This window comes from Shewanella sp. DC2-4 (assembly GCF_013248875.1).
GTDB lineage: Bacteria > Pseudomonadota > Gammaproteobacteria > Enterobacterales > Shewanellaceae > Shewanella > Shewanella oncorhynchi.
In genome coordinates this window covers 787,423-813,496 of the sequence record NZ_JABRVR010000002.1, presented here as the reverse complement: position 1 = coordinate 813,496, position 26,074 = coordinate 787,423, and the positions used below count along the sequence as shown (strand labels likewise).

General features: G+C 46.3%; 17 protein-coding genes and 1 CRISPR repeat array (1 of these 18 cut by a window edge). Of the genes, 4 read left to right on the top strand and 13 right to left on the bottom strand.

Annotated features, from left to right (window positions below; translation table 11 throughout):
* The first annotated feature begins 70 nt into the window (after nucleotides 1–70).
* Nucleotides 71–502: a CBS domain-containing protein gene (locus HQQ92_RS04255; RefSeq protein WP_113939315.1), complete on the top strand. Its 432-nt coding sequence runs from the start codon at nucleotides 71–73 to the stop codon at nucleotides 500–502.
* A gap of 62 nt (nucleotides 503–564) precedes the next feature.
* On the opposite strand, the gene HQQ92_RS04250 is transcribed toward HQQ92_RS04255, so the two are convergent.
* Nucleotides 565–1,917 (bottom strand): NCS2 family permease, encoded by a 1,353-nt coding sequence (locus HQQ92_RS04250; protein WP_105251716.1) that lies wholly within the window; start codon nucleotides 1,915–1,917, stop codon nucleotides 565–567.
* A 695-nt stretch (nucleotides 1,918–2,612) separates the two neighbouring features.
* On the opposite strand from HQQ92_RS04250, the gene HQQ92_RS04245 reads away from it, so the two are divergent.
* Nucleotides 2,613–2,984 carry a PilZ domain-containing protein gene (locus tag HQQ92_RS04245; protein WP_173243387.1) on the top strand — a complete coding sequence of 124 codons (372 nt, stop codon included), beginning with the start codon at nucleotides 2,613–2,615 and terminating at the stop codon, nucleotides 2,982–2,984.
* An 81-nt stretch (nucleotides 2,985–3,065) separates the two neighbouring features.
* Here HQQ92_RS04245 and radA read toward each other — a convergent pair whose 3' ends face one another.
* Nucleotides 3,066–4,430: a DNA repair protein RadA gene (gene radA, locus HQQ92_RS04240; protein WP_006082696.1), complete on the bottom strand. Its 1,365-nt coding sequence runs from the start codon at nucleotides 4,428–4,430 to the stop codon at nucleotides 3,066–3,068.
* 100 nt (nucleotides 4,431–4,530) lie between these two features.
* Between radA and HQQ92_RS04235 the strand changes: the two genes are divergently transcribed.
* Nucleotides 4,531–6,912: a PilZ domain-containing protein gene (locus HQQ92_RS04235; RefSeq protein WP_173243384.1), complete on the top strand. Its 2,382-nt coding sequence runs from the start codon at nucleotides 4,531–4,533 to the stop codon at nucleotides 6,910–6,912.
* On the opposite strand, the gene HQQ92_RS04230 is transcribed toward HQQ92_RS04235, so the two are convergent.
* Both HQQ92_RS04230 and serB read right to left on the bottom strand, forming a co-directional pair.
* Entirely contained in the window at nucleotides 6,909–7,895 is a 987-nt protein-coding gene (locus HQQ92_RS04230) for an alpha/beta fold hydrolase (RefSeq protein WP_173243381.1), read from the bottom strand. The two genes, HQQ92_RS04235 and HQQ92_RS04230, sit on opposite strands and share 4 nt — an antisense overlap.
* 115 nt (nucleotides 7,896–8,010) lie before the next feature.
* Complete coding sequence (gene serB / locus HQQ92_RS04225; protein WP_173243378.1) at nucleotides 8,011–8,991, bottom strand: phosphoserine phosphatase SerB; 981 nt, start codon at nucleotides 8,989–8,991, stop codon at nucleotides 8,011–8,013.
* Between the two features lie 43 nt (nucleotides 8,992–9,034).
* On the opposite strand from serB, the gene HQQ92_RS04220 reads away from it, so the two are divergent.
* Entirely contained in the window at nucleotides 9,035–10,105 is a 1,071-nt protein-coding gene (locus HQQ92_RS04220; protein WP_217272608.1) for a YtjB family periplasmic protein, read from the top strand.
* A 189-nt stretch (nucleotides 10,106–10,294) separates the two neighbouring features.
* Here HQQ92_RS04220 and deoD read toward each other — a convergent pair whose 3' ends face one another.
* The 9 genes from deoD to prfC all read right to left on the bottom strand — a co-directional run bounded on the left by deoD (nucleotide 10,295) and on the right by prfC (nucleotide 20,329).
* Nucleotides 10,295–11,005 (bottom strand): purine-nucleoside phosphorylase, encoded by a 711-nt coding sequence (gene deoD / locus HQQ92_RS04215; RefSeq protein ID WP_113939310.1) that lies wholly within the window; start codon nucleotides 11,003–11,005, stop codon nucleotides 10,295–10,297.
* 91 nt (nucleotides 11,006–11,096) lie between these two features.
* Complete coding sequence (locus HQQ92_RS04210) at nucleotides 11,097–12,311, bottom strand: phosphopentomutase (protein WP_105251710.1); 1,215 nt, start codon at nucleotides 12,309–12,311, stop codon at nucleotides 11,097–11,099.
* Nucleotides 12,312–12,320: 9 nt separating this feature from the next.
* Entirely contained in the window at nucleotides 12,321–13,652 is a 1,332-nt protein-coding gene (gene deoA, locus HQQ92_RS04205; RefSeq protein WP_173243376.1) for a thymidine phosphorylase, read from the bottom strand.
* Between the two features lie 184 nt (nucleotides 13,653–13,836).
* On the bottom strand, nucleotides 13,837–14,607 hold the full coding sequence (deoC, locus tag HQQ92_RS04200; protein WP_006086931.1) for a deoxyribose-phosphate aldolase: 771 nt from the start codon (nucleotides 14,605–14,607) through the stop codon (nucleotides 13,837–13,839).
* A gap of 421 nt (nucleotides 14,608–15,028) precedes the next feature.
* A complete protein-coding gene (locus HQQ92_RS04195) occupies nucleotides 15,029–15,868 on the bottom strand; it encodes an outer membrane protein OmpK (protein ID WP_113939307.1) in 840 nt (279 codons plus the stop codon).
* Nucleotides 15,869–16,215: 347 nt separating this feature from the next.
* Nucleotides 16,216–17,511: a NupC/NupG family nucleoside CNT transporter gene (locus HQQ92_RS04190; RefSeq protein ID WP_105251707.1), complete on the bottom strand. Its 1,296-nt coding sequence runs from the start codon at nucleotides 17,509–17,511 to the stop codon at nucleotides 16,216–16,218.
* Between the two features lie 176 nt (nucleotides 17,512–17,687).
* Nucleotides 17,688–18,452, bottom strand: a complete 765-nt coding sequence (locus HQQ92_RS04185) for a TatD family hydrolase (protein WP_173243373.1) — start codon at nucleotides 18,450–18,452, stop codon at nucleotides 17,688–17,690.
* A gap of 10 nt (nucleotides 18,453–18,462) precedes the next feature.
* Nucleotides 18,463–18,666, bottom strand: a complete 204-nt coding sequence (locus tag HQQ92_RS04180) for a hypothetical protein (protein WP_105251705.1) — start codon at nucleotides 18,664–18,666, stop codon at nucleotides 18,463–18,465.
* Between the two features lie 91 nt (nucleotides 18,667–18,757).
* On the bottom strand, nucleotides 18,758–20,329 hold the full coding sequence (gene prfC, locus HQQ92_RS04175) for a peptide chain release factor 3 (protein ID WP_173243370.1): 1,572 nt from the start codon (nucleotides 20,327–20,329) through the stop codon (nucleotides 18,758–18,760).
* Nucleotides 20,330–20,537: 208 nt separating this feature from the next.
* Nucleotides 20,538–26,074: direct repeats of the CRISPR family, unit length 28 nt; unit sequence TTTCTAAGCCGCCTGTGCGGCGGTGAAC (it continues 193 nt past the right edge of the window).

Genomic DNA, 26,074 nt, shown 5'->3' with positions numbered 1-26,074 from the left:
TATAAGTAACTGTAATGCAGCGCATTAACAGAGCGCATCTTAGGATGCGCAAGCTTAACAGGGGATCATCATGCCGATCATTATCGCCGATATTATGAGTACCCGAGTCGTCACGGTTGAAATGGACGATCGATTAACTGTGGCGAAGGAAATCTTCGACCAAGCGAGCTTTCATCACTTGTTGGTCGTCGATGAGTATCAACTTGAAGGCGTGTTATCGGAGCGGGATCTATTACGCGCAATTAGCCCGAACTTAGGCAGTAGCGCGGAAACCGCAAGAGACTTAGAAACCCTGCAAAAACGTGTGCATCAAGTGATGACGCGCAATCCGGTTACCGTCGCACCCCACATCAATTTAGACACGGCGACCCGCATGTTATTAGATAACAATATAGGCTGTTTACCCGTGTTAGAGGACGGTAAATTGGTTGGGATTGTTACTTGGAAAGACTTATTACGTGCCTATTGTGAGTACAGGGCACAAAATCAAAGCGAGTGCTAATCCTAAGACTGCACTCGCTTCTGTTCTCAATAACTCAGTTCAAATCACTCAGTTTGCCTAACTTAAATCGCCCAGCCACCCATATAAAACACCACTAAACCTAAGGTGATGGCAAGCACGCCTAACTTCAGTTTGCGCCATTCGCCACTGCAAATACGGCCTACCACCAGTGTCACAAAACCCAGCATAATACCGGTAACGATATTACAGCTTAAGATGATAAACACAGCGCAGGTTAAGCCCGACATGGCATCAACTTTATCGTCAAAATCGAGTTTCGCCACATTACTCAGCATCAACAAACCCACATACATCAAAGCAGGCGCTGTCGCATAGGCAGGCACTAAGTAGCTTAATGGCGCTAAAAACATCATCAATAAAAACAGTACGCCAACGATAGTCGCGGTTAAACCTGTCTTACCGCCCGCTGCAGTCCCCGCCGCCGACTCGATATACACAGCCGCTGGTGCACCGCCGACTAAACCTGCCACCATACTGCTGACTGAGTCTGAAGTTAAGGCTTTACCGCCGCCGACAATATTGTCGTCTTTATCGAGTAAATTAGCTTGGCCAGCCACAGCACGGATAGTGCCGGTCGCATCGAAAATCGCCGTCATCACTAACGCTAATACGATAGGCAAGACCACAGGATTAAAGGCTCCCATAATATCGAGCTGACCAATCAGTGAATGCTCTGAGGTAAAATCAGGCAAGGCGAACAAACCTTGGTATTTAACGCTCGGATCGAACACTAAACCAAATACCGATAGCGCGATAATCACCAACAAAATACCGCCAGGTACACCGCGGCGCTCTAAACCAATTGTCGCCGCTAAACCTATAACGGTAGCGATAACAGGTAAACTGTTAATGTCGCCTAACTTCACAGGTAAGCCTGCGCTATTGGCCACAATCAACTGCACACTGTTAGTCGCAATCAAAAGTAAAAACAAGCCGATACCTATGCCTGTACCGTGGGCTATGCCCTTTGGTAAATTCGCCAGTACCCACTGGCGAATACCTGTCACACTCACAAGTGTGAACGTCACGCCCATCAGGAAAATAGCACCTAAGGTGACTGGAATCGACATTCCCTGACCGAGCACTAAGCTAAACGCAGTAAAGGCAGTGAGCGAAATCGCGCAGCCAATCGCCATAGGTAAGTTAGCCCATAAACCCATGAGCAAAGAACCAAATGAAGCAATTAAACAGGTGGCTATAAACACGGCGCCGGGATCAAACCCCGCTTGGCCTAACATGTTTGGCACCACAATCACTGAGTAGACCATAGCGAGGAAGGTTGTAAATCCCGCAATCACTTCTTGGCGAACTGTGCTACCACGTTGTTGAATAGAAAAATAACGGTCTAGAAACGAACCAGAGGATACGGCTGTTGAACTCAATTGCTCAGACATAATATTGTTATACCTTGTGATCTCTTAAAATGGGGTCGGTACCAATTACCCTAAAACGCAATTGGCGACGCTGGCTGCGGCAGATTAGAGCCCCAAATCCATCAGACTTGGGTGAGAGATCCACATCATTTTCCTACTGTGGGAAAAATCCATGATCTGCAAGCAGTGATGCCTCGCGATGATTAAAAAGCCATTAACCATGTAGACGCAGCCGTTGTTGGCCGCGGATGATACTGGAATCTCCCAAAGATAGCTAAGACATCGCCTACACTTCGATAAAAAATTAGCGGCAAAAACTGAAATCTGTTGTTTAAAAAAACGCCTAAACCTATGTAATAACTGCTACTTAATATCACATTAATCACGATAAGAGTCTGCCAGTGCCGCGTAAACGTACGCTAACTTCCCCCCCTCCTTCATCTCCCAATATTAGAATATGGCAAGTCAACCAAACCTTGATACTTAGTGTATTGATACTTGGTGTATTAATGTTACAGGGGTTGTTGTACAAGGAGCCACACTTACGCTTTATGTAACGAACACCTCGTCATTCACACCGCCTGCGTGAATATGCGATCTTGGTAGCTTTATTGAACAAAAAATTACTCTGCTTTTACAGTCACATCAATATGACTTATGCTTAGAGGCACTGATGGGACTACACTTAGCTGACTATGAAAGAAAAAGGATTGGGTATGGACGAAAGGCGTAAGTTTTCGCGGATTCTATTTGCCACGAGCGCACATCTACAACAAGGTGGTGCACAGTGGGAGACGACCATTCTCGATTTGAGTCTAAATGGCGCCTTGGTTGAAGAACCGCAAAATTTTATTAATTCGGGTGATGCTATTACCCTCAGTTTTGCCTTACCAGAATCTGACATTGAGATCCGTATGGAAACTGAGTTGGTCCATCAAAAAAATGCCCAATTAGGTTTGAAGTGTAACTTTATCGATGTTGATAGTATCAGCCACCTAAAACGTATGGTGGAACTGAACCTAGGTGATGCTTCTTTGCTGAATCGTGAACTTATGTTGTTTATCGAAAAACACAATATCACAGATTAAGACACTCGCTCACAAACACAAACAGCGCCTAATGGCGCTGTTTTGCTTGCTGGTGTTAATCTCACTCGCGAGCATTTGATGCTAAATCGCTTCTAGCGCTTCAGATAACTTAGAAACACCCACCACTTCCATCCCAGCTGGAGGCTTTTTCGGCACATTGGCCTTGGGCACTATTGCTCGCTTAAAGCCATGCTTAGCGGCTTCGATTAATCGCTCTTGCCCATTAGGCACAGGCCGAATTTCGCCGGACAGCCCGACCTCACCAAAGGCAACTAAATCGCTAGGCAAAATATCACCGCGAAAACTCGATACCATTGCAAGCAGCAAGGTTAAGTCGGCACTGGTTTCCGTTACTTTCACGCCGCCCACCACGTTAACAAACACATCCTGATCCGACATCTGCAAACCACCATGGCGGTGCATTACGGCAAGCAACATGGCCAAACGGTTTGCATCCATACCCACAGCCACGCGGCGCGGGTTAGACATGGCTGAGTTATCCACCAGCACTTGCAGCTCCACCAACAAGGGCCGCGTGCCTTCCCAAACCACCATGACAAGCGAGCCAGATGATTCTTCTTCACCACGAGAGAGGAAGATTGCCGAAGGATTGGCGACTTCCTTTAAGCCACGCTCGGTCATGGCAAATACGCCTAATTCATTGATCGCGCCAAAACGATTTTTATGGGAGCGCAAGGTGCGGTAACGACTATCGCTATCCCCTTCGAACATCACAGAGCAGTCGATACAATGTTCCAATACCTTGGGCCCAGCCAAACTGCCATCTTTGGTCACATGGCCGACCATAATCACGGCAATGCCATTTTCTTTCGCAAAACGGGTTAAGTAAGAAGCGGATTCACGCACCTGCGACACACTGCCAGGGCTCGATGCCACATCACTCATGTGCATCACTTGAATCGAGTCAACGACGATGACTTTCGGCAATTCTTTAAGGGCAACTTCGCAAATTTGCTCGACGCTGGTTTCAGACAACATCCGCAATTTATTGGTTGGTAAACCAAGGCGATGGGCGCGCATCGCTACCTGCTGCAACGATTCTTCACCCGTGACATAAAGTGCAGGCATTTGCTCGGCCAAATGACACAGAGTTTGCAATAAAAGCGTACTCTTACCTGCGCCTGGATGTCCGCCTATCAAAATGGCAGAACCTGGTACAATCCCACCACCGAGCACTCGATCTAATTCGCCAAAATGACTCAAGATCCGCGGTAAGGCATTGAGATCGATTTGATCTAATGTCTTCACTTCATTGCTGCTTGCTCCGGCATAACCGACAAACTTAGTGCTGCGCCCAGGCGAAGCTGCACCGAGCCTCACCTCAGTGATCGTATTCCATTCCTGACAAGCGCTACACTGCCCTTGCCAACGGGGAAAGTCTTGTCCACACTCATTACATACGTACGCCGTTTTATTCTTTGCCATAACTCATTAAAATCTGTATAAAATCAATTTAAGTAACTGCGAATACTGCCGACATAAGACTAACAGCCCAATACAAAATAAGCATTAAAAAGAACCCTACATGAGTCTAGATAACCATAGTGCACTCATCGAACAGCTCAAGCCATTGCTCATGGAACCTAACTTCCAAGAGATTTTCCAGCAGCTGACGATAGATGAAACCAATTCGACCCGTTTTCTAGTGAAAATGGAACTCAGTCGTTTGGCTTCACCATGCACGCGAATTATCGATCTCAGGGATAAATCTGAGCTTCCTTGTGTTGAAGTGATGTTAGGTCAACAGCGACATTTTTTAGATGAACCCGCCAAAAACAGTATGCATGAGGCCATGTCACTGTTTCGCAACCAATATACCTTGGGAGTATACGAGTATGTACTCAATGCTCACCAACAACGTCGGTTAAAGTTACGCCAAGGTGTCACGCAGGTAGAGGCCGCTGAGTCAGAGCCTTTTATGGTGCCCGGCGTGGTATTAGGCAGTTATTTCAACCGCACAGAAGAGCGGATGAATTACAGTATTCGCATCGCAGCATCGCAAACCGGCCGTGGTGAAGTACAAGGGATAACTGCAGATTTATCCGTAGGTGGTGCCCGTATTCGCCTTGCAGCTAACCATCCCTTCGATCTCGACCATCCCCTAAAAATAAAGTTACTGGAACTCAGTGAAGAGTTTTACTATCCCGATCTCCAGCTCGGTGTTGACTATGAGGTTGTCGATAGCCAAACCAATGGCGAATATATTTGGTTAAGACTCAAGCGTATTGGGGGCAGCGAAGCCTTAAGTGAAATGCTTGGCAATTTAATCCGCGGCTACAAACTGCGTTACAAAGTAGATGTGAATGATGTGATAGTCACAGCAACAGGGCTTGGATTTGAGCGCCATTATTTACCCCATTTACCGCACTTACCTTTATATTTCAATACTCAAACTCAAGGTTTGAGCCACATGCTACTCAGCCGAGATAACCAGCAGATAGTGCATTATTTTCAAGATGAAAATGATGTGAGCCAGTTACCAGCTATGCTGACACCAAGCCGTTTATCTGAGCTACTTAATCATCCTGAAAATCCCGACCATGGGCTATTTTTTAGCTTTACCTATAATGCCCAAGGTTGCTTATATTTTTACTCTGCCACCTTAGCAGAGCTTAAAGCTAAGGGCATGATGCCTTTATTTTTAGGCTTTGCATCGACCAAGCCCAGCTGGCGGATCTTCAAAGTCACCCAAGATAAAATTTATCATGATAAGGGTTATCGACGTGCGACCCTCCCCGGAGATGAAGCAAAATTTAGCCCATTGGTCGAACAACAATTATCACAATTTAGCCATTTGCTTCAGCTCATCGAAATCAGCAACGAAGATACCAGAGGCCATTACAAAGCTTGGCAAGACGACAGTAATGCCAACGCCCTAAAAACCTTTGGTCAACAAAGACTGACCACCAATCAAATTAAGTTAGTTTCCATGCAGTTTAGCGAGCGACGCCAAGAAGCGCGTTTCGCCTTTAAAACCTTAGTCAATGTGACTCAAGACAAGCACAAAGCCACGGGCATTACTTTAGATATTTCAAGCCGAGGCATGCAATTAACCTTGGATAATCCTGCAGATTTTTCATCAAATAAACCACTACTATTAAGCTTCCCAAAGCTCCAAACCATTGCAGGCAAAACACAGCTAGATAACCTTCCCTACCGCTTAGTGCGTACCCGCAAGAATGGTGTAACCTTGCATTTAACCGCCGTTATGGGCCATACGCCCCATGTTGGGGTCGAATTTTTAAATAAACTTATTGCCCATAACAAAGAAAAATTAGAGCAACTCACCGAAAACAATAGTGAAATCAAAGAACTTGCCGATGGTTTAAAAAATATTTTGATGCATGATTTACATTCTGTGCCCTATTTTGTTGAAAAAACGACAAAATCTGCCCAAGTCGCTTGTTTAGGCGTTGGTACACAACAGGATGAGATCAGCGATATTTTTGCCGCGGGCACCTCAGATACTCTGCAATATAATTTAGCGCCACTGCTAAAAGACGGTTTTTTTAAGCGAGATATTCTCGAACCTATCCGTCAAATGAAACCCCAACAGGACATGGATTTTATTGAAGTGTTTATTCAGTTAATTCGTCAATCTCGCGGAAAAATCTTTTTAAAGTGCACTCTTGCAACTGAAATCGGTGATGTCGAAGCACAGATAACCTTTATCAATCAGAGCAAAGCACTAGGCAGGTTCCTCGCCCTACGCATTTATCGCGGCGCGACAGAGAAGCCTGACATGAACTACCTACGCCGTGAATTGGAATACATTAATATTCATGCAAACCATAAAGCTAAGCAGTTAGAAGAACAGTTATGGCGTGTGATTGGTGTCGGCGAACTGTTAGATATTACCCAAGAAGTCGAATTAAGATACCCAGTACTGCATAAAAAGCAGTCTTAATTGTTCAATACCGCCAGATCAAAACTTAAATACCAATCCTTTATCTTAGGAAAATGATCGCTGGTGGCATCTAAATGCGTCAGCATATCTGCATGGCCATAGTCATGCTTAAAGCCATTATCCTTAGAGAGAAGCGTCGATTTAACCCGTTTAAAACCACACTCTACGACCATATCCGCCACATCTTCTGGATGCCCCAACACAGTATCGTTTTGCCCTGAGATAAACCAAGCCGGTGGCCAATGAGCGCGCTTTGCCGCTTTCGCATAATCAAACCCATCATCGTGATCGATCCAATCACCCCGCACCCAATCGATACTTTGAACTAATGAGGCGCGACTTTCATTGTCCATACCAATGCGCAGCTTATCGGCGGCGAGGTAACCTTGGCCCATCGCTAAACCTGGCGCTAAACGGTTCCAAAAAACATCAACCATTAACCACTTCTTGAAGGACTTAACCCGAATTGTCCGTTTGCTACCGAAAGTAAGCAGTGAACGAACGCTTTGCTGCAAATCAGGATATCGGGCCAAACTACTCGCCATCAACACACCGCCCCATGAATGGGCGCACCAATGCACCTGCAAAGGCGCAACGGCTTTACGAGCCGTCTGCTCTTGGCAGACTTTTTGATGTAAATCGAGAATCGCCTGCTGCACTAAAGGTAACTGCTCGCGGATCACTTCACCCTGCCCTAAGGTAAAATCACGATCGATTTTAGGCAAGCTGAGCCCTCTTCCTGCAGTATCCAGCACATACACCACAAATCCCGCCTTCGCTAAATAACAACCAAGACCACGGCCACTCTGGCTATAAAACACCCGACCGTTAGACATAGCACCATGGAGCATGAGGATAGGCGTCTTAGAAAAATCAGGCGCAGCCGGTAATAACTGGCGTAGATGCAGTTGACCATCGCGGTACGGCAGGTAGATTGAAGACTGTGAAATGGTCGAAATTGAGCCTTGGGCGAGCTGAGTCAAAATAAGTCACTGGTAGTTTATCAATATCCCTAAACTACCAGCTCATCAATAAAAGACAAGAGTCATTGCTCTAACTCAGTCTCTATCCAGACTTATATTTAAATAAATGAATAACCTAGATTTGTAGCAGATAAGGTAGAACCCGCAGGTCGAGATGGCGAATATTGGCATCCGCCGCCGCTGCCAGCTTAGGTTTGGCATGGAAAGCGATACCAAAATCCGCTGCCATCACCATAGGAATATCATTCGCGCCATCGCCGATCGCGACTCTTTGGCCTTTTGGAATTTGCCACTGCTCACTGCAACGCTCAACCACATCTGCTTTAAACTGCGCATCCACAACTTTACCTGTTACTTCACCCGCAAGTTTACCGTCAGTGATCACTAACTCATTAGCAAAGGCCGCATCTAAGTTTAGAAGCTGCCTTAAATGGCCAACAAAAGGCGTAAAGCCGCCAGATGCCACCACTAAACGCCAGCCATGGGATTTAAGCTCTAAAAGCATAGGCTCAAGCCCAGGCATCAAAGGCAAGTTGTCGCACAAGGTCGTGATAATACTGGCATCGGCGCCCTTAAGCTGTGCCACACGCTGGCGCAAACTCTGCTCAAAATCTAGCTCACCTTGCATAGCACGTTCAGTAATCGCCGCCACGCGCTCGCCAACGCCCGCCATAGCCGCTAATTCATCAATACATTCAATCTGAATCGCCGTTGAATCCATGTCCATCACTAATAAACCGGGATGATTCAAGCAAGGCAAATCAAAATTGATGACATGCAATTCAGCTAAAGACTGCGGGAATGCCGCTAACTGCGCCTGAGAAGGCAAATTTACCAGTGCCAACTCGATACAATGTAAACCAACTTGGCGTTCGATATGGGCGATACCGATAACGTTAGACTGAGGCAATTGCGCTATCCAGGCCGATATTGTCGCCTCTACCGCGGCATCTTGATAAATAATTCGCACGCGTGAAACTCCAGCGGGGTTTGCTGACTCTTGATAACGTTCAAACACTTGCCCTTGGCGTTCAAACCTTGGGGAATGGTCAGAGACTAACCACAAAAAAAGCGCATCTTGGTTCAAGCTTTCCATCGGACTTAAATTCTCCAACTATCGGGCTCACTCAGAATCAATTATGATTAGGCAAGCGCTCTACATTTTAAGGGTCAAAGTGTTATATCTTAAAGGGCTAAAGAAAAGCCATAAAATCAGTAGACTGATCCAAATTGCCGCCGCCTTCGCCTTAATATTCGGCTTAGTGCAATTGTGGCAGACAAGCCTACTACAAGGTCAGTTGCTTCTAAAGTCCCAAACTCAAAAGATGGCCAGATTACTGGTACAGCAAACCGCTTATGGTGCCGCACCCGCGCTACAACTGCAAAATGACGAACAGTTGCAATGGCTCGCCAGCGCTTTAGTGGAAGATCCTAAGGTGATGTCCGCCGCCATCTTCAGTGACCAAGGCATGCGGCTATCCTTCGCTCAAAGCATCACTAAGGATGTAGTTGATCCTGACTCGGAAGAAATGAATTTGCTGCTAAGCAAATATCCTCCCTATGTAGAGCCCGTGATCCAAGAAGGGAAAAATCTAGGTTATGTCGAAGTCAGGCTTGATACCAAGTTATTTTTCAACGAAATCAAAGAAGCCCATAATTTAAACATGGAGCAACAACAAATCATGCTGCTGGTTGCAGGCTTGATTGGTATGTTGCTTTCACGCTCTTTGTCTTTCAAACGTGCCGACTTCGACCGCCGCCGCTTTCGGGTTAAGTTGCGTCAAGCGCCAAAAAAACCTAAGAAACGATCCTCAGCTGAAGAGCAATCAGAAAGTGTTAATAATGGTTTGGCGCAAGTGCTAACCGAAGATCAACTGGTGTCGACCACTGATCATCCACAAGAAAAAGCGGCTAAACCCACTAAGGCGCCAAAAGCAGTGACAGAGGCAAATACCGATAAGCTCACTCAGACCAGTGTGCAAACTAAGGCCGAAAAAACGTCAGAAAAATCATTGGAATTACAGGATAATACAGCCGTTGAAAACGCGGCAAACGATGCGGAACAAGCGGTACCTGTTAAGGTTAAACCTAAAGTGAAAAGTGTCCGTCGGGTAAAACACGCGACTAAAGCAACAGCCGCTGCGGCCGAAACCTCGACGCCAAAAACACCCAGTGAACCAAGTGATCTCGACACAGATTCAACAGGTTAATCTCTATTTCGATAGATAAGGTAAATCACTAATCTATTGATAGCTAAGCTCTAGATAAGCCATAAACAAGTAATTTCTAATAACCAAACCATTAATAACAAAGTCGAATAGAACAGCCGCTAAAAATTGGCATAAAAAAGGGTTCGCATTGCGAACCCTTTTCAGTAGCACACTCTTACAGCGTAACAGTTACAGTGTAATCGCCGCTTCTAATGTCATGATGATCATGTCATTGAATGTGGTTTGACGTTCTTCTGCAGAAGTCTTTTCACCGGTGCGGATATGATCAGATACAGTCACAACGCACAGGGCACGTGCGCCAAACTCATGGGCAACGCCGTACAAACCAGCCGCTTCCATTTCAACGCCTAATACGCCCATCTTCTCCATCACGTCAAACATTTGTGGATCAGGAGTGTAGAACAGGTCCGCAGAGAAAATGTTACCTACGCGAACTTTAGTGCCACGAGCTTTCGCAGATTCGATAACCGCATTCATCAGCTCATAGTTAGCGATAGCGGCAAAATCTTGGCCTTTAAAACGTAAACGGTTAACCGCTGAGTCAGTACATGCACCCATACCGATTATCACGTCACGTACTTTAACGTCAGTGCTGATCGCACCACAAGTACCCACACGGATCAGGTTCTTAACGCCGTAATCACGAATTAATTCAGTTGCATAGATAGAGCATGAAGGAATACCCATGCCAGAACCCATTACTGAAATACGCTTACCTTTGTAAGTACCAGTAAAACCTAGCATGTTTCGAACATCAGTCACTTGCTCAACATTTTCTAAGAATGTTTCAGCAATATATTTTGCACGTAATGGATCGCCTGGAAACAGCATTGTCTCAGCGAATGCGCCCTCTACAGCATTAATGTGTGGTGTTGCCATCGAAATAACCCCTGTTTATTTTATTAAGACTTAAGTCTTTGTTTACTGGCGGCAAATGTCAGCCGCCAAATCGAAATAAATGCTAATTTGCCTAAAGGAACGATTCGCCATAGGCCATAGGTTCAAGCTTAAAGTGGCTCGCAATAGATTGGCCGATATCGGCAAAGCTGTTACGACGACCCAGCGATCCCGCTTTCAATCCAGCGCCAAAGGCTAATACTGGCACATATTCACGGGTATGATCCGTGCCTTGCCATGTTGGATCGCAACCGTGATCCGCCGTTAAAATCAGCAGATCGTCTTCACCTAATAATGCGAGCATTTCAGGCAAACGGGCATCGAAATATTCCAGCCCTTTGGCATAGCCAGCAACATCACGGCGATGACCGTAGTGAGAGTCGAAATCAACGAAGTTAGTAAACACTATAGTGTTATCACCCGCAGATTTCACTTCAGCTAAGGTCGCATCGAAAAGTGCTTCTAAGCCGTTCGCCTTCACTTTTTTAGTGATACCACAGTAAGCATAAATGTCGGCAATCTTGCCTACACTCACCACTTCACCGCCAGCCTCTTTCAGCTTATCGAGTACAGTTTTTGCAGGTGGCGCGAGCGAATAATCCTTACGATTGCCGGTACGGGCAAAATCACTTGGACCAGTACCATCAAATGGACGGGCAATGACGCGACCTATGTTGTAAGGCTCTAACTCTTCACGGGTTATTTCGCAAAGACGATAGAGATTGTCTAAACCGAAGGTTTCTTCATGACAAGCGATTTGGAATACTGAATCAGCAGAGGTGTAGAAAATAGGCTTGCCAGAGCGCATGTGCTCTTCGCCTAACTCTTCTAAAATGGTTGTACCTGAGGCATGGCAATTACCTAAGAATCCATCCAGACCTGCACGGGCTAAGATCTTATCCGTCAGTTCTTTAGGGAAAGAATTTTGATGCTCGCTGAAATAACCCCACTCGAATAGTACGGGCACGCCCGCCATCTCCCAGTGACCGCTCGGCGTATCCTTACCCGAACTTAACTCTTGTGCATGACCATAAGCACCAATCAGCTCAACATTATCGCCAAAACCGGGTGCAAAGGCGCCAGTACTTTCCATCGCCGCATGGCCTAAACCTAAGCGCGCTAAGTTAGGTAATTTCAGCGGGCCTTCACGGCCAATATCGGCTTTGCCTTCGGCGCATGCTTTAGCAATATGGCCAAAGGTATCGGAACCGACATCACCAAAGCTTGCTGCATCAGCAGAAGCACCGACTCCAAAGGAGTCCAACATCATAATAATGGTACGTTTCATAATTCTTCCTTAAAGATCCGATGCACGAATATAGGCATAGATCTCAGGTGTTTTTTCTGGAGCGGTTTCACCAATGTGAATCGCTTTTTTCACCGCAAGTTCAGCTTCCGCGAAGGCGGCTTCAGACTGTGCATGGATAACGGCAATCGGAGTCGATGAATCTACTTTATCGCCTAAAGCACACACTTGAGTTAAGCCAACACTATAGTCTAGTGCATCACCGGGCTTACGGCGGCCGCCACCTAAGGTCACAACCGCTAAACCTAATTCACGGGTATCCATGCTATAGGCATAACCTTGCATATCGGCAAAAACTGGACGAATAATTTGTGATTGCGGTAGGTATTTACTGTAGTTTTCAACAAAATCGACTGGACCACCAAGACCCGACACCATCTTGCCAAAAAGTTCTGCAGCGCGACCATTATCGAGCACACGATTCAGTTTAGCGCGAGCGTCGGCTTCATTGCTTGCAAGACCGCCCAGAAGCAACATCTCAGCGCAAAGACCCATAGTGACTTCATATAAACGCGGATTACGGTAAGCCCCCGTTAAAAAGTCGATGGCTTCTTTCACTTCAACCGCGTTACCAGCGCAAGATGCAAGCACTTGATTCATATCAGTAAGCAAAGCTGTCGTTTTAGTGCCCGCACCATTAGCAACAGCGGCAATACTGCGAGCTAATTCTTCCGATGCTTCATAGGTTGGCATGAAAGCACCACTACCGACTTTCACATCCATCGCTAGTGCATCTAAATTACAGGCTAATTTCTTAGACAGAATCGACGCTGTGATGAGGGAAATGGATTCAACGGTGGCGGTATTATCGCGGATAGAATAGAAACGTTTGTCGGCAGGAACGAGATCGCCTGTTTGGCCAATAATCGCCACACCGACTTCTTTAACCACTTTACGGAACAATTCACTTGATGGCTCAGTTTGATAACCCGGAATGGCATCAAACTTATCGAGCGTGCCGCCCGTATGACCTAGGCCACGCCCAGAAATCATAGGCACATAACCACCACAAGCCGCAGCCATAGGGCCAAGCATAAGGCTAATCACATCGCCCACACCGCCAGTGCTGTGTTTGTCGATAACAGGGCCATTGAGTCCCAATGATTGCCAATTAAGTACAGTGCCAGAATCACGCATCGCTGTCGTTAAAGCGATTCTTTCATCCATATTCATGTCATTAAAGTACACAGCCATGCCTAATGCGGCAATCTGACCTTCGGACACTGCGTTAGTAGTGATACCTTGAACAAAAAACTGTATTTCTGCGGAACTTAGCGCTAAACCATTACGTTTTTTACGAATAATCTCTTGAGCTAGAAACATGATACTGCCTCCAAGATAGGCACTAACAACCCTGTCGCTAGTGCTTATCTTTGCAATGAAACATCAAAACTGTAGCAATATTACAAGTTCATACTATCGAAGTTTTGAGTTTGCCAAATAGATTTAGGTCACACTTAATTAGGCTCGCTATACGCTGATAGTATTAATCAGCGATAGTTTGCAATTAATAGCCTTGAGTCGGCTTAGGCGCATCAGCTAATTCTAGTGTGTGTAACAAGCTGTTTAGTAAACTTGAAGCACCAAATCTAAAGGTACGTGGTGAAACCCAGTCAGCACCTAAAATACGCTCAGCAACACCGAGAAACTCAGCCGCTTGTGCAGCATCACGCACACCACCGGCAGGCTTGAAGCCTACTTGGGTATTCTTCTCGCTGATCACAGTTAACATGATTTCAGCTGCTTCAAGTGTGGCGTTTACAGGCACTTTACCAGTAGAGGTTTTAATAAAATCAGCACCTGCATCGATTGAAAGCTCAGATGCACGACGGATAAGTGCAGGATCAGCTAACACGCCAGATTCGATGATGACTTTTAACAAGACTTCACCACAGGCTTCTTTACAGGCTTTAACTAATTCAAAACCAATTGTTTCATTGCCTTCCATCAGTGCGCGGTATGGGAATACCACGTCAACTTCGTCGGCACCATAGGCAACAGCTGCGCGAGTTTCTAGCACAGCAATGGCAATGTCATCATTGCCATGGGGGAAGTTAGTCACAGTGGCGATTTGGATATCTTCAGCACCGATTTCATCTAACGTCTTGCGTGCAATCGGGATGAAACGTGGGTAAATGCAGATAGCGGCAGTATTGCCCGCAGCCGTTTTCGCTTTGTGGCACAGGTCGATCACTTTTTGATCTGTGTCGTCATCATTCAAAGTCGTTAAGTCCATCAACTCAATGGCGCGTTGTGCGGCTTTTTTTAAATCAGTCATAATAGCTCTCCAAAATAAAAATTAAATGAATAGAAATCAGTCGCATAAAAGCAACGCTTGAGAGGTGGCATTATTTTGATTATTTTTATATGGCCGGGCCTTCAGGCGGTGCCGAGTAATTTGCTTGTACAAACTACCTTGTTGTAGGTATTCAATCTTGCCTAAGTCATAAAGAGCAATAGGCATCCTGACACTTAAAATAACTTATAAGTGACCACGACTTGAATCCTTGAAGACCGGAAGAGAGGATACGAATAAAATCTTGCTCCTACTTTTCCGCGAAAAATCCATTTTAGCGCGAGAAAAACACAAACCTTTATATAAACCCACTTGTTAGCCTAATAGGCTTAGATAAAGACTCATGGTAAAACTAAAGATGGAGCCGCATAATGCGGCTCCAACAAGCAATAATTACAAGAGATTAGAACTTGTAAGTTGCTGACAGGTAGTGTGACCAACCTGTTGATTCTAGAGCTAGAGCACCAGCACCATCTTCTAACAGATAAACGTCTTTGAAGCCTTTCAAGCCATAGCCCAGAGCATAACGATCTGAATGCCAGTATAGGCCGAAGAAGATGTTACCACCGTTTGACGTTTTTGGTACGAAAGCAGCTTGGTCTTCATCTGCACCGAATTGATAATCGATGTAACCTTGGAATGACAGGAAGCTCTTGTTATCAAAGAAGTAGAAAGGTTTGAACCAGTTAGCAGAGAACTGATATCCGTTCCACTCTTTAGCATTCAGGTCGTAGAAACCATATAGGTTCATACCTGTTTTGCCTAACCAAGGCACGTTTACATCAGCACCAACACCCCAGAATGAAGAGTTAACGCCTTCACCATTCAGACCGTCCCAGTTGAACAGAGTAGAGAAGTAAACTTCTTGAACTGGGCCAAAAGATAAGTCTTTACCAGTCAAAGCATCGATAGACACACGTGGAGCAAACTTCATGAAAATTTTGCTTGTGCCAGAACCTGGGTTCTTGTCACCGTTGCTGCTTGATTGGTTTGCTAAGTTGAATACGTCAACATAACCGTATAGATCGAATACGCCAGAACGACCGCCGAATTCCATTTCTAAATAGTTGTGTTGATCGCCTGTTGCTGGGTTATCTGGCTTTTCACCAATAGAGTACATAGCGTTGAACTGCATCCACTTATAATCAGTACCGTGAAGATCAGTACGATCAGCAGCAAATGCGTTACCAGAGATTGCTGCTACTGCAGTAGCGGCTAAAGCTAAAGTTTTAACGTTTTTCATCATCAACCCCATTTATCTTGTTTGCTACCATCGAGGGTAGCGTTCTTTTTGTGGCGTTCGCATTCTACCTAGATTAAAAAAAATCTCAATAATCTAGCGTAAAATCACAAACACAAAATTCTTAATTGTGAACAAAGTCGCGACTTCTGCATTACGATTAATTAACGTAACCGTAGACTCACGACATTTAAGACAGAATGACAGCTACACTTCAGTTGCATTCTGTGTCTTTCAATTGGAGAAACTATTCACTACAGGAATCACTACTGGAAAATGGTTGAATTAACTTAGGCCCTGCCCTGCATGGTCAGGACCCAGTTAGTGGGGTTTCCCCCTACTGTTGCTACTTAGATAGCTAAGAACAAACCAGCAAGTGTTGCGCTCATTAAGTTAGCTAAAGAGCCGGCGATAACCGCACGAATACCCATTGTAGCTAAATCATGACGACGGTTAGGAGCCATAGCACCTAAACCACCAAGCAGAATCGCGATTGAAGACAAGTTAGCGAAACCACACAGAGCAAACGAAATAATCGCTTGTGTTCTATGAGTCATCACAGCTTGTGTCTCAGCAACACATAACGGCAGACCTTTAACAACTTCAGCAGCTACTGCTGTACAAGCCGTGGCAGCATCAGAGATATATGGAGCAAAGTTTAAGTAAGCAACGAATTCGTTAACAATGATCTTTTGACCGATGAAAGAACCTGCTACTAATGCTTCATTCCAAGGCACACCGATAAGGAATGCTAATGGCATGAACACATAGCCAAGGATCAGTTCAAGTGTTAAACCTTCAACGCCAAACCAACCACCCACACCACCAATAATGCCGTTGACCATAGCGATCAAACCAACGAAGGCTAACAACATAGCGCCTACGTTTAAGGCTAAATGCATACCTGATGAAGCACCTGCAGCAGCGGCGTCTAATACGTTAGCTGGTTTGTCAGGATCTTCTGGTAAATCGCTCATGTCATTTTTAGCAGCTTCAGTTTCAGGGTGCATCAGTTTAGCCATTAATAGACCACCTGGTGCTGCCATGAATGAAGCGGCAACTAAGTATTCGATAGGTACACCCATCTGCGCGTAACCAGCCAATACTGAACCCGCGATTGATGCCAAACCACCCACCATGATCGCAAACAGTTCAGACTGCGTCATAGTTGGAATGAATGGGCGAACCACTAATGGGGCTTCAGTCTGACCAACGAAGATGTTAGCAGTTGCTGACATAGATTCAGTACGGCTTGTGCCCAATGCTTTTTGTAAACCACCACCGATGATACGGATGATCCACTGCATAACGCCTAAGTAATATAGAACCGCAATCAGAGAAGAGAAGAACACAATAACGGGTAACACGTTAACTGCGAAGATAAAGCCAAGTTTGAAGTTAGCTAAATCACCAAACAGGAAACCGATACCGTTTTGTGCGTAACCAATAACGCTAGAAACCGCATCAGACATTCCTTTCAGAATGTCTTTACCAACAGGAATATACAGTACAAAACCACCGAAGGCAGCTTGGATAGCTAACGCGCCGCCCACTGTACGTAAATTAATTGCTTTTTTGTTATTCGATAGGAGGAAACCTATCGCAAGTAGGGTGACCACCCCTACTAAACTCATTAATATATCCATTAACCATCACCCTATTGTTAACACTTTTTAATTATGTTGTTAATCAACCTATTTCCGAGTCAGATTATACCCGAGGCAAAGTCGAAAATCGTCGTTTTGATCATATTTTTGGAGTTTAATTTCAATCGCTTAGTGCAGAATGCTAGTGCGACCTACACCTGTTTATTTAAAAACAGCTAAAGGTCAAACAGTTGCATTGCATTCAACACCAAGTGTTCTGATATTAGAACACTTGATTTTTTTTGCAAATTGGCAATTTTGTCTATAAAAAGAACAAGGTTAGCGGGCTGGTTACGTTTTTCAGTAACATTTATCGGCGTCATTGCAGGAGAGTCAGTCTCAAGTATGAAGTGCTGAAGTGGTAATTCGCTGACAGTTTTGAGCAATTTTTTGGCATTAGGGTTCATAATCAAACCACCAATTCCCAGCTTAAAACCTAATTTGATATATTCCAGTGCAATTTCAGTACTGCCAGAAAAAGCATGTATCACACCGCCTCTAGGCAATTGATGCTTTTTCAAACACCCTAAAACCTCTGAATGTGCTTTTACGCTATGAATAATAACTGGCAGATTAACGGACTTAGCTAAAGCTAATTGTGCCTCAAAAAATGCGAGCTGCTGAGACCACGTTGAGGAATAGAGCTTATCTAAGCCACATTCACCAATAGCAACAAAGCGAGGACATTCTAGTAACGCCGAAACTTGAGATGTTAATGCTAAGATCCCAGCATCAACATCCTCTGGACAAAACCAAGGATGAATACCAAGGGCAAAATAAGTTTGGTATTGTTCGGCAACGGCGAGCTGTTTGTGCCAGTGCTGCGGCGACACACCGGGAATAATCAGATTATCTACGCCAACACTGTGCATTAGTAACACCACATCGTCGCGGTCAACATCAAACTCGGCAAAATCCAAATGTGCGTGGGTATCAATCACAGTAAATGCCTCACTCTGCGGTCGATTTACCAATTGAATGAGGTTCAGGTGGTGATACCGTTTCGTCAACCACCAAAGCTTTGGCGCATTTTACCGCTAATGGAGGATCTTCAAGGCGCGGCATGCAACAGCGACGATTTTCAGGTGTCAGCCCCATTCGGTCGCACCAATGAATATAAGCCTGCCATGTTTTTGTGATCCAATTCGCCATCATTCACATCCAGAACCGATTTTTAGTTTTCATTAGATACAAAAATGGCGGTGAATTCACCGCCATTTCAACCACTATTCTAAACCGAACCCTATTAGTGTTCGCGGGTTTTCGCAAACTCAATATCAGGATATCTTTCCATCGAAAGATTAAGGTTAACCATAGTTGGTGCTATATAGGTTAAGTTATCGCCACCATCGAGTGCCAAGTTTTGGCTACACTTGCGACGGAACTCTTCAAGCTTACGCTCATCCTTACAATAAACCCAGCGAGCTGTCGACACGCTAATACCTTCGTAAATAGCTTCGACGTTATATTCACTCTTCAGACGACCAACAACCACTTCAAACTGCAGTACACCCACAGCGCCAACAATCAAATCATTAGTATCAATTGGGCGGAATACTTGTACAGCACCTTCTTCAGATAACTGTACTAAGCCTTTTAAGAGTTGCTTCTGTTTAAGCGGATCGCGCAAACGAATACGGCGGAACATTTCAGGGGCGAAGTTAGGTACGCCAGTGAAACGGAATTTTTCACCTTGGGTAAACGTATCGCCAATACGGATAGTGCCATGGTTATGTAAACCGATGATATCGCCTGGGTAAGCTTCTTCAGCACGCTCACGATCGCCCGCCATAAAGGTCAATGCATCGCTAACGTTAACATCTTTACCAATACGCACATGGTGCATTTTCATGCCTTGCTCGTAACGGCCAGAACACACACGCATAAAGGCGACACGGTCACGGTGTTTTGGATCCATGTTTGCTTGGATCTTGAACACGAAACCGGTGAATTTTTCTTCATCAGGCATGATAACGCGTGTATCGCTTTCGCGCGGTAATGGCTTAGGTGCCCACTCGACGATGCCGTCAAGAATATGGTCCACACCAAAGTTACCTAGCGCAGTACCGAAGAACACTGGCGTCAACTCGCCTTTCAAGAAAGCTGCATGGTCAAATTCATGCGACGCGCCGCGCACTAATTCCATCTCATTGCGCAAATCAGCGGCATAACTGCCAATCGCTTTCTCAAGATCAGGATTATTAATGCCTTTAATCACACGACGCTCTTGGATCGTGTGTCCCATACCGCCTTGATACAAGACCACTTCATCACGCAGTATGTGGTAAATACCTTTGAACTCTTTACCGCTGCCAATAGGCCAAGTAATAGGTGCACAGGCAATATTCAGCACGCTTTCGACTTCATCCATCAGATCAATAGGATCACGGATATCGCGGTCGAGTTTGTTCATAAAGGTCACAATCGGCGTATCACGCAGACGTGTCACTTCCATCAACTTGATCGTACGGTCTTCAACACCCTTAGCTGAGTCGATCACCATCAAACATGAGTCAACGGCCGTCAGAGTACGATAAGTATCTTCAGAGAAGTCTTCGTGACCAGGCGTATCGAGTAGGTTAACAAGGGCGCCACCATAGGGGAATTGCATGACAGACGTAGTAATAGAAATACCACGGTCTTTCTCCATTTCCATCCAGTCAGACTTAGCATGCTGACCCGATTTTTTGCCTTTAACCGTACCCGCTTTCTGCAAAGCGTTTCCGAATAACAGCACTTTTTCGGTAATGGTTGTTTTACCCGCGTCGGGGTGCGATATAATAGCAAAAGTGCGTCGCTTATTGATTTCTATAGACATATTTATTAGGTCTTACTCGTTGTTCAGTCAGTTTGTACACATGTTTGTACACAAAACTAAAATAATGATTTGTCATTTGATATCTTGGCGCGGAGTATAGCAGAATCATTCAATTAAAATCGCGCTCAAAAATCGGCTTGTCATAGATTTTATGTACAGCCTTTACGACAGTGAACAATCAAATATTTTGAAACTTAAATATAAAGAATACCTAGGCTACCTGTGCGGCAGTAAACAGTAACACTTCATTGACGGAAGTAGGGCGAAATTTCTAAGCCACCTATTCGGCGGTGAACACGCTATCAGAATATAACAAAATAATTTTTGACTTTCTAAGCCGTCTGTGCGGCGGTGAACAAGGCACGAACTTAAAAGGTAATACCTTCTCATTTCTAAGCCGCCTGTGCGGCGGTGAACTAGATTGGGTTAATAACGTTTGCACAAAATCATTTCTAAGCCGCCTGTGCGGCGGTGAACATCACCGGCGGTAAAACTGACCTCTTTTTCATTTTCTAAGCCGCCTGTGCGGCGGTGAACTTCGATCCTGCTGCCGGTTCCTGACTTTTTTCTTTCTAAGCCGCCTGTGCGGCGGTGAACGTTTATACCACAACTAACTTCCTTGGTTGGATTTTCTAAGCCGCCTGTGCGGCGGTGAACATGAAATAAAGCTGAATGGACGCACTTTGTCTTTTCTAAGCCGCCTGTGCGGCGGTGAACATAAACTCAATAAACATGGCATTTTCTGAATCTTTCTAAGCCGCCTGTGCGGCGGTGAACAGACGATTTTCCTTTGATAACAATAGTTTCTTTTTCTAAGCCGCCTGTGCGGCGGTGAACTTTGGCGCATCTGAAAAACCTGATTACATATTTTTCTAAGCCGCCTGTGCGGCGGTGAACGTGACCGTCCCCTGTTGCTGTGCAGTATGACATTTCTAAGCCGCCTGTGCGGCGGTGAACAAACTGTTGGTCGGTAACCACAATTACAGCGCTTTCTAAGCCGCCTGTGCGGCGGTGAACAATAAAAGAGCGTATCAGAAACACTTTTCAGCTTTCTAAGCCGCCTGTGCGGCGGTGAACCAAATGAATTGCTATACGTACTTGTTCGGGATTTTCTAAGCCGCCTGTGCGGCGGTGAACTAATTGAGCAATCCGCACCCTGATATTTGCTATTTCTAAGCCGCCTGTGCGGCGGTGAACTTGCGAAAACGTCATCACTTTATTAGGGGTCATTTCTAAGCCGCCTGTGCGGCGGTGAACGCCAAGTAACAGCGGATGGCGGTAAATCAGGCTTTCTAAGCCGCCTGTGCGGCGGTGAACTGGTTTCTTCTTCTTTTTTATCTTGCTTAACTTTTCTAAGCCGCCTGTGCGGCGGTGAACCGGAAAAAACATCGCTAGCGAAGTTTCTCGATTTTCTAAGCCGCCTGTGCGGCGGTGAACTTTACTTGATTGTTTACTGCTGGTTTATTTCTTTTCTAAGCCGCCTGTGCGGCGGTGAACGAACCGAACACGTTATGCCCTTGGGTGATTTTTTTCTAAGCCGCCTGTGCGGCGGTGAACTGTAACTACGCTGATTAATGATGTTAACGGATTTTCTAAGCCGCCTGTGCGGCGGTGAACAATTGTGTCGCCCATAGTGTTCCTCTCTTGGTTTTCTAAGCCGCCTGTGCGGCGGTGAACCAACATCACCACACGCAATTGCAATCTCTAACTTTCTAAGCCGCCTGTGCGGCGGTGAACCCCACAACATCGGCCATCGCGTCGAACATAGTTTTCTAAGCCGCCTGTGCGGCGGTGAACGCTCGTGCTGGCGAGATTTATACCTATCTTTTTTTCTAAGCCGCCTGTGCGGCGGTGAACAGTTTTTTGGTTAAATCGTCAAGGCTATCTGTTTTCTAAGCCGCCTGTGCGGCGGTGAACTCTATAGAAGGGCGCACAATCCAGTTCTATGGTTTCTAAGCCGCCTGTGCGGCGGTGAACAGAACTATTGCTGTTGAATTTGTAGCTGACGATTTCTAAGCCGCCTGTGCGGCGGTGAACAAGACGTTTGCGCTAATAGCGCAGTATTTCGTTTTCTAAGCCGCCTGTGCGGCGGTGAACCAAGCCTTAAAGCGGTAACAAGTATGAACAAATTTCTAAGCCGCCTGTGCGGCGGTGAACAACGCTTACCCGCACTTTGCTGTCAGTTATCATTTCTAAGCCGCCTGTGCGGCGGTGAACTTAACGCTATGGCCTTGAAAAATATTTTTTAATTTTCTAAGCCGCCTGTGCGGCGGTGAACTTTTAGCTGCCCGTACAGCAAAATCACCATACTTTCTAAGCCGCCTGTGCGGCGGTGAACATGAGTAAGCAGCCATCTTTTTATCGAACCAATTTCTAAGCCGCCTGTGCGGCGGTGAACTACCGCTACCACCTCCTTGCGTTCCAACTAATTTTCTAAGCCGCCTGTGCGGCGGTGAACTAGCAATTGCGGCTTTAATGTTTTCACTCGCATTTCTAAGCCGCCTGTGCGGCGGTGAACTATTCGGTTATTTTACGCCGTGTCGCAGCTATTTTCTAAGCCGCCTGTGCGGCGGTGAACGCAATAAATATTGCGTCTGTAGCTTGACTCTTTTTCTAAGCCGCCTGTGCGGCGGTGAACTTTCGACAAACTCCATCTCCCTGAACTTCAAATTTCTAAGCCGCCTGTGCGGCGGTGAACTAGCCGCATCGATAACGATGCTTGGTTCTGCTTTTCTAAGCCGCCTGTGCGGCGGTGAACATGACGGCACGGTGTTTGCAGACAACGACAACTTTCTAAGCCGCCTGTGCGGCGGTGAACTCTGTGCCGGTGGCTGTGCTCTGTCCTGTGCCTTTCTAAGCCGCCTGTGCGGCGGTGAACGGCGTCAATGCGTGAAAAGCGACATTGAATCATTTCTAAGCCGCCTGTGCGGCGGTGAACCTAGGCTTCTACAGTCAGAAATTAACCCGACTTTTCTAAGCCGCCTGTGCGGCGGTGAACACTTCATCCTTTAGCGCATCTTTTTCCTTCTTTTTCTAAGCCGCCTGTGCGGCGGTGAACCAATGTACACATCTTTAAGCCTAGGGCCTCTATTTCTAAGCCGCCTGTGCGGCGGTGAACTGGCAGAGTGGGCCGGTAATATCAGGTCTGATTTTCTAAGCCGCCTGTGCGGCGGTGAACGTTGTTGCCGATACTTTTTGAATCATTGCTGCTTTCTAAGCCGCCTGTGCGGCGGTGAACAAACAGGCGCTACAGAACTAGCGCCACGAACATTTCTAAGCCGCCTGTGCGGCGGTGAACGTGCCTTTATTACTGATTGTCGTATTGTTGATTTTCTAAGCCGCCTGTGCGGCGGTGAACGAGCTAGGGTTATTTAAGCAGTTGCCACTTATTTTCTAAGCCGCCTGTGCGGCGGTGAACAATATGTTCTTTTCTAGCCATGTTAGGTTATATTTCTAAGCCGCCTGTGCGGCGGTGAACTCTGAGAACTCAACTTTGAATATGAATAGATATTTCTAAGCCGCCTGTGCGGCGGTGAACAACTTTTGAATCGTGAACGACTGTGATTTTTTTTTCTAAGCCGCCTGTGCGGCGGTGAACAATTGCGGTTATCTGTTCTTGCTGTCCTTCTCTTTCTAAGCCGCCTGTGCGGCGGTGAACTAATAGTGATACGTGACTTAGGCGCTGTGCGTTTTCTAAGCCGCCTGTGCGGCGGTGAACGTTGTAACAGCTACGGTTACAGCGTCCGAAGCTTTCTAAGCCGCCTGTGCGGCGGTGAACGGCAGGACAACCGCCGGATGTTCCTTCTAGTTTTTCTAAGCCGCCTGTGCGGCGGTGAACTTTCAGGATGAAGCGATGGTGCTGGTCAAGCTTTTCTAAGCCGCCTGTGCGGCGGTGAACCGTTAGGTGCGGATGAATCGGTAAAATCGATATTTCTAAGCCGCCTGTGCGGCGGTGAACTATTCGACGCTTTCTCCCTATCGGTCTGGTCGTTTCTAAGCCGCCTGTGCGGCGGTGAACGGCTGCTCAGGCTTATGGCGCATAGCTACTTATTTCTAAGCCGCCTGTGCGGCGGTGAACGTTAAGACGTATAAAGCCAAAGATATCATTTGTTTCTAAGCCGCCTGTGCGGCGGTGAACTCGAATGCTGTATTTGTTCCTGTTAGTTTTTTTTTCTAAGCCGCCTGTGCGGCGGTGAACTAATAGTGATACGTGACTTAGGCGCTGTGCGTTTTCTAAGCCGCCTGTGCGGCGGTGAACGCAGAAAGTTACTACATGGACTATCTTTAATATTTCTAAGCCGCCTGTGCGGCGGTGAACTTACCATAACAGCGATTTTAGGATCGCCACTTTTTCTAAGCCGCCTGTGCGGCGGTGAACTCTATAGAAGGGCGCACAATCCAGTTCTATGGTTTCTAAGCCGCCTGTGCGGCGGTGAACCGTTGAATACGTTGGTATCTTGCAATGATAAATTTCTAAGCCGCCTGTGCGGCGGTGAACGCTGGAGTTAAAACAACTTCGTTTACTGTGTTTTTCTAAGCCGCCTGTGCGGCGGTGAACACCTTTTACGTCCTTATTTAACTCTGACGCATTTTCTAAGCCGCCTGTGCGGCGGTGAACGGCCACGGCTGACCACATCGTTTGCCATAATATTTCTAAGCCGCCTGTGCGGCGGTGAACACGGCAACTTTGCAATGCTCAAAGTATTACTATTTCTAAGCCGCCTGTGCGGCGGTGAACATCCAGCCGCTGGCAAGGCATCAACGCTATACTTTCTAAGCCGCCTGTGCGGCGGTGAACATCACCGGCGGTAAAGCTTGCCTCTTTTTCATTTTCTAAGCCGCCTGTGCGGCGGTGAACAAGGAGGCTGCATGAACCACCTTATTCAAGGCTTTCTAAGCCGCCTGTGCGGCGGTGAACGTTACTTGGCTATAGCCGTGTGGATGGAACATTTTCTAAGCCGCCTGTGCGGCGGTGAACTTATAAGTGTTGTTGCCTATGTCGCCCTCGTATTTCTAAGCCGCCTGTGCGGCGGTGAACCCAAAGACAGGCACTAGCTACCACGACGAGCATTTCTAAGCCGCCTGTGCGGCGGTGAACCAGCGTTATCAGAATTGCCGGGCAATGCTTGTTTTCTAAGCCGCCTGTGCGGCGGTGAACCTAACGCCTATCGAGTTTAGGGATATGGTAACTTTCTAAGCCGCCTGTGCGGCGGTGAACTCTATAGAAGGGCGCACAATCCAGTTTTACGGTTTCTAAGCCGCCTGTGCGGCGGTGAACTAGAGCATAACAGAGTGTGCATGCCAAGGTGCTTTCTAAGCCGCCTGTGCGGCGGTGAACCTACAAAGCGGAACATATCGCGAGGGGCAAACTTTCTAAGCCGCCTGTGCGGCGGTGAACCACAGTAAACGAAGTTGTTTTAACTCCAGCTCTTTCTAAGCCGCCTGTGCGGCGGTGAACTGATCGACTTGGCGACTGACAATCTGGGCTTATTTCTAAGCCGCCTGTGCGGCGGTGAACCGTTCGGCGCCGACGAATCCGTAAAATCGATATTTCTAAGCCGCCTGTGCGGCGGTGAACAAATAAACATTTCTTACAGTGATTTTCATACATTTCTAAGCCGCCTGTGCGGCGGTGAACCGTTCGGCGCCGACGAATCCGTAAAATCGATATTTCTAAGCCGCCTGTGCGGCGGTGAACAAATAAACATTTCTTACAGTGATTTTCATACATTTCTAAGCCGCCTG

Bases quoted from the DNA above. Each gene is read 5' to 3' on its own strand.
- HQQ92_RS04195 (WP_113939307.1), bottom strand. From the start codon at position 15,868: ATGAAAAACGTTAAAACTTTAGCTTTAGCCGCTACTGCAGTAGCAGCA.
- radA (WP_006082696.1), bottom strand. From the start codon at position 4,430: ATGGCAAAGAATAAAACGGCGTACGTATGTAATGAGTGTGGACAAGAC.
- deoC (WP_006086931.1), bottom strand. From the start codon at position 14,607: ATGACTGATTTAAAAAAAGCCGCACAACGCGCCATTGAGTTGATGGAC.
- HQQ92_RS04190 (WP_105251707.1), bottom strand. From the start codon at position 17,511: ATGGATATATTAATGAGTTTAGTAGGGGTGGTCACCCTACTTGCGATA.
- HQQ92_RS04180 (WP_105251705.1), bottom strand. From the start codon at position 18,666: ATGATGGCGAATTGGATCACAAAAACATGGCAGGCTTATATTCATTGG.
- serB (WP_173243378.1), bottom strand. From the start codon at position 8,991: ATGGAAAGCTTGAACCAAGATGCGCTTTTTTTGTGGTTAGTCTCTGAC.
- HQQ92_RS04220 (WP_217272608.1), top strand. From the start codon at position 9,035: ATGATTAGGCAAGCGCTCTACATTTTAAGGGTCAAAGTGTTATATCTT.
- HQQ92_RS04235 (WP_173243384.1), top strand. From the start codon at position 4,531: ATGAGTCTAGATAACCATAGTGCACTCATCGAACAGCTCAAGCCATTG.
- HQQ92_RS04250 (WP_105251716.1), bottom strand. From the start codon at position 1,917: ATGTCTGAGCAATTGAGTTCAACAGCCGTATCCTCTGGTTCGTTTCTA.
- HQQ92_RS04255 (WP_113939315.1), top strand. From the start codon at position 71: ATGCCGATCATTATCGCCGATATTATGAGTACCCGAGTCGTCACGGTT.
- deoD (WP_113939310.1), bottom strand. From the start codon at position 11,005: ATGGCAACACCACACATTAATGCTGTAGAGGGCGCATTCGCTGAGACA.
- HQQ92_RS04245 (WP_173243387.1), top strand. From the start codon at position 2,613: ATGGACGAAAGGCGTAAGTTTTCGCGGATTCTATTTGCCACGAGCGCA.
- deoA (WP_173243376.1), bottom strand. From the start codon at position 13,652: ATGTTTCTAGCTCAAGAGATTATTCGTAAAAAACGTAATGGTTTAGCG.
- prfC (WP_173243370.1), bottom strand. From the start codon at position 20,329: ATGTCTATAGAAATCAATAAGCGACGCACTTTTGCTATTATATCGCAC.
- HQQ92_RS04210 (WP_105251710.1), bottom strand. From the start codon at position 12,311: ATGAAACGTACCATTATTATGATGTTGGACTCCTTTGGAGTCGGTGCT.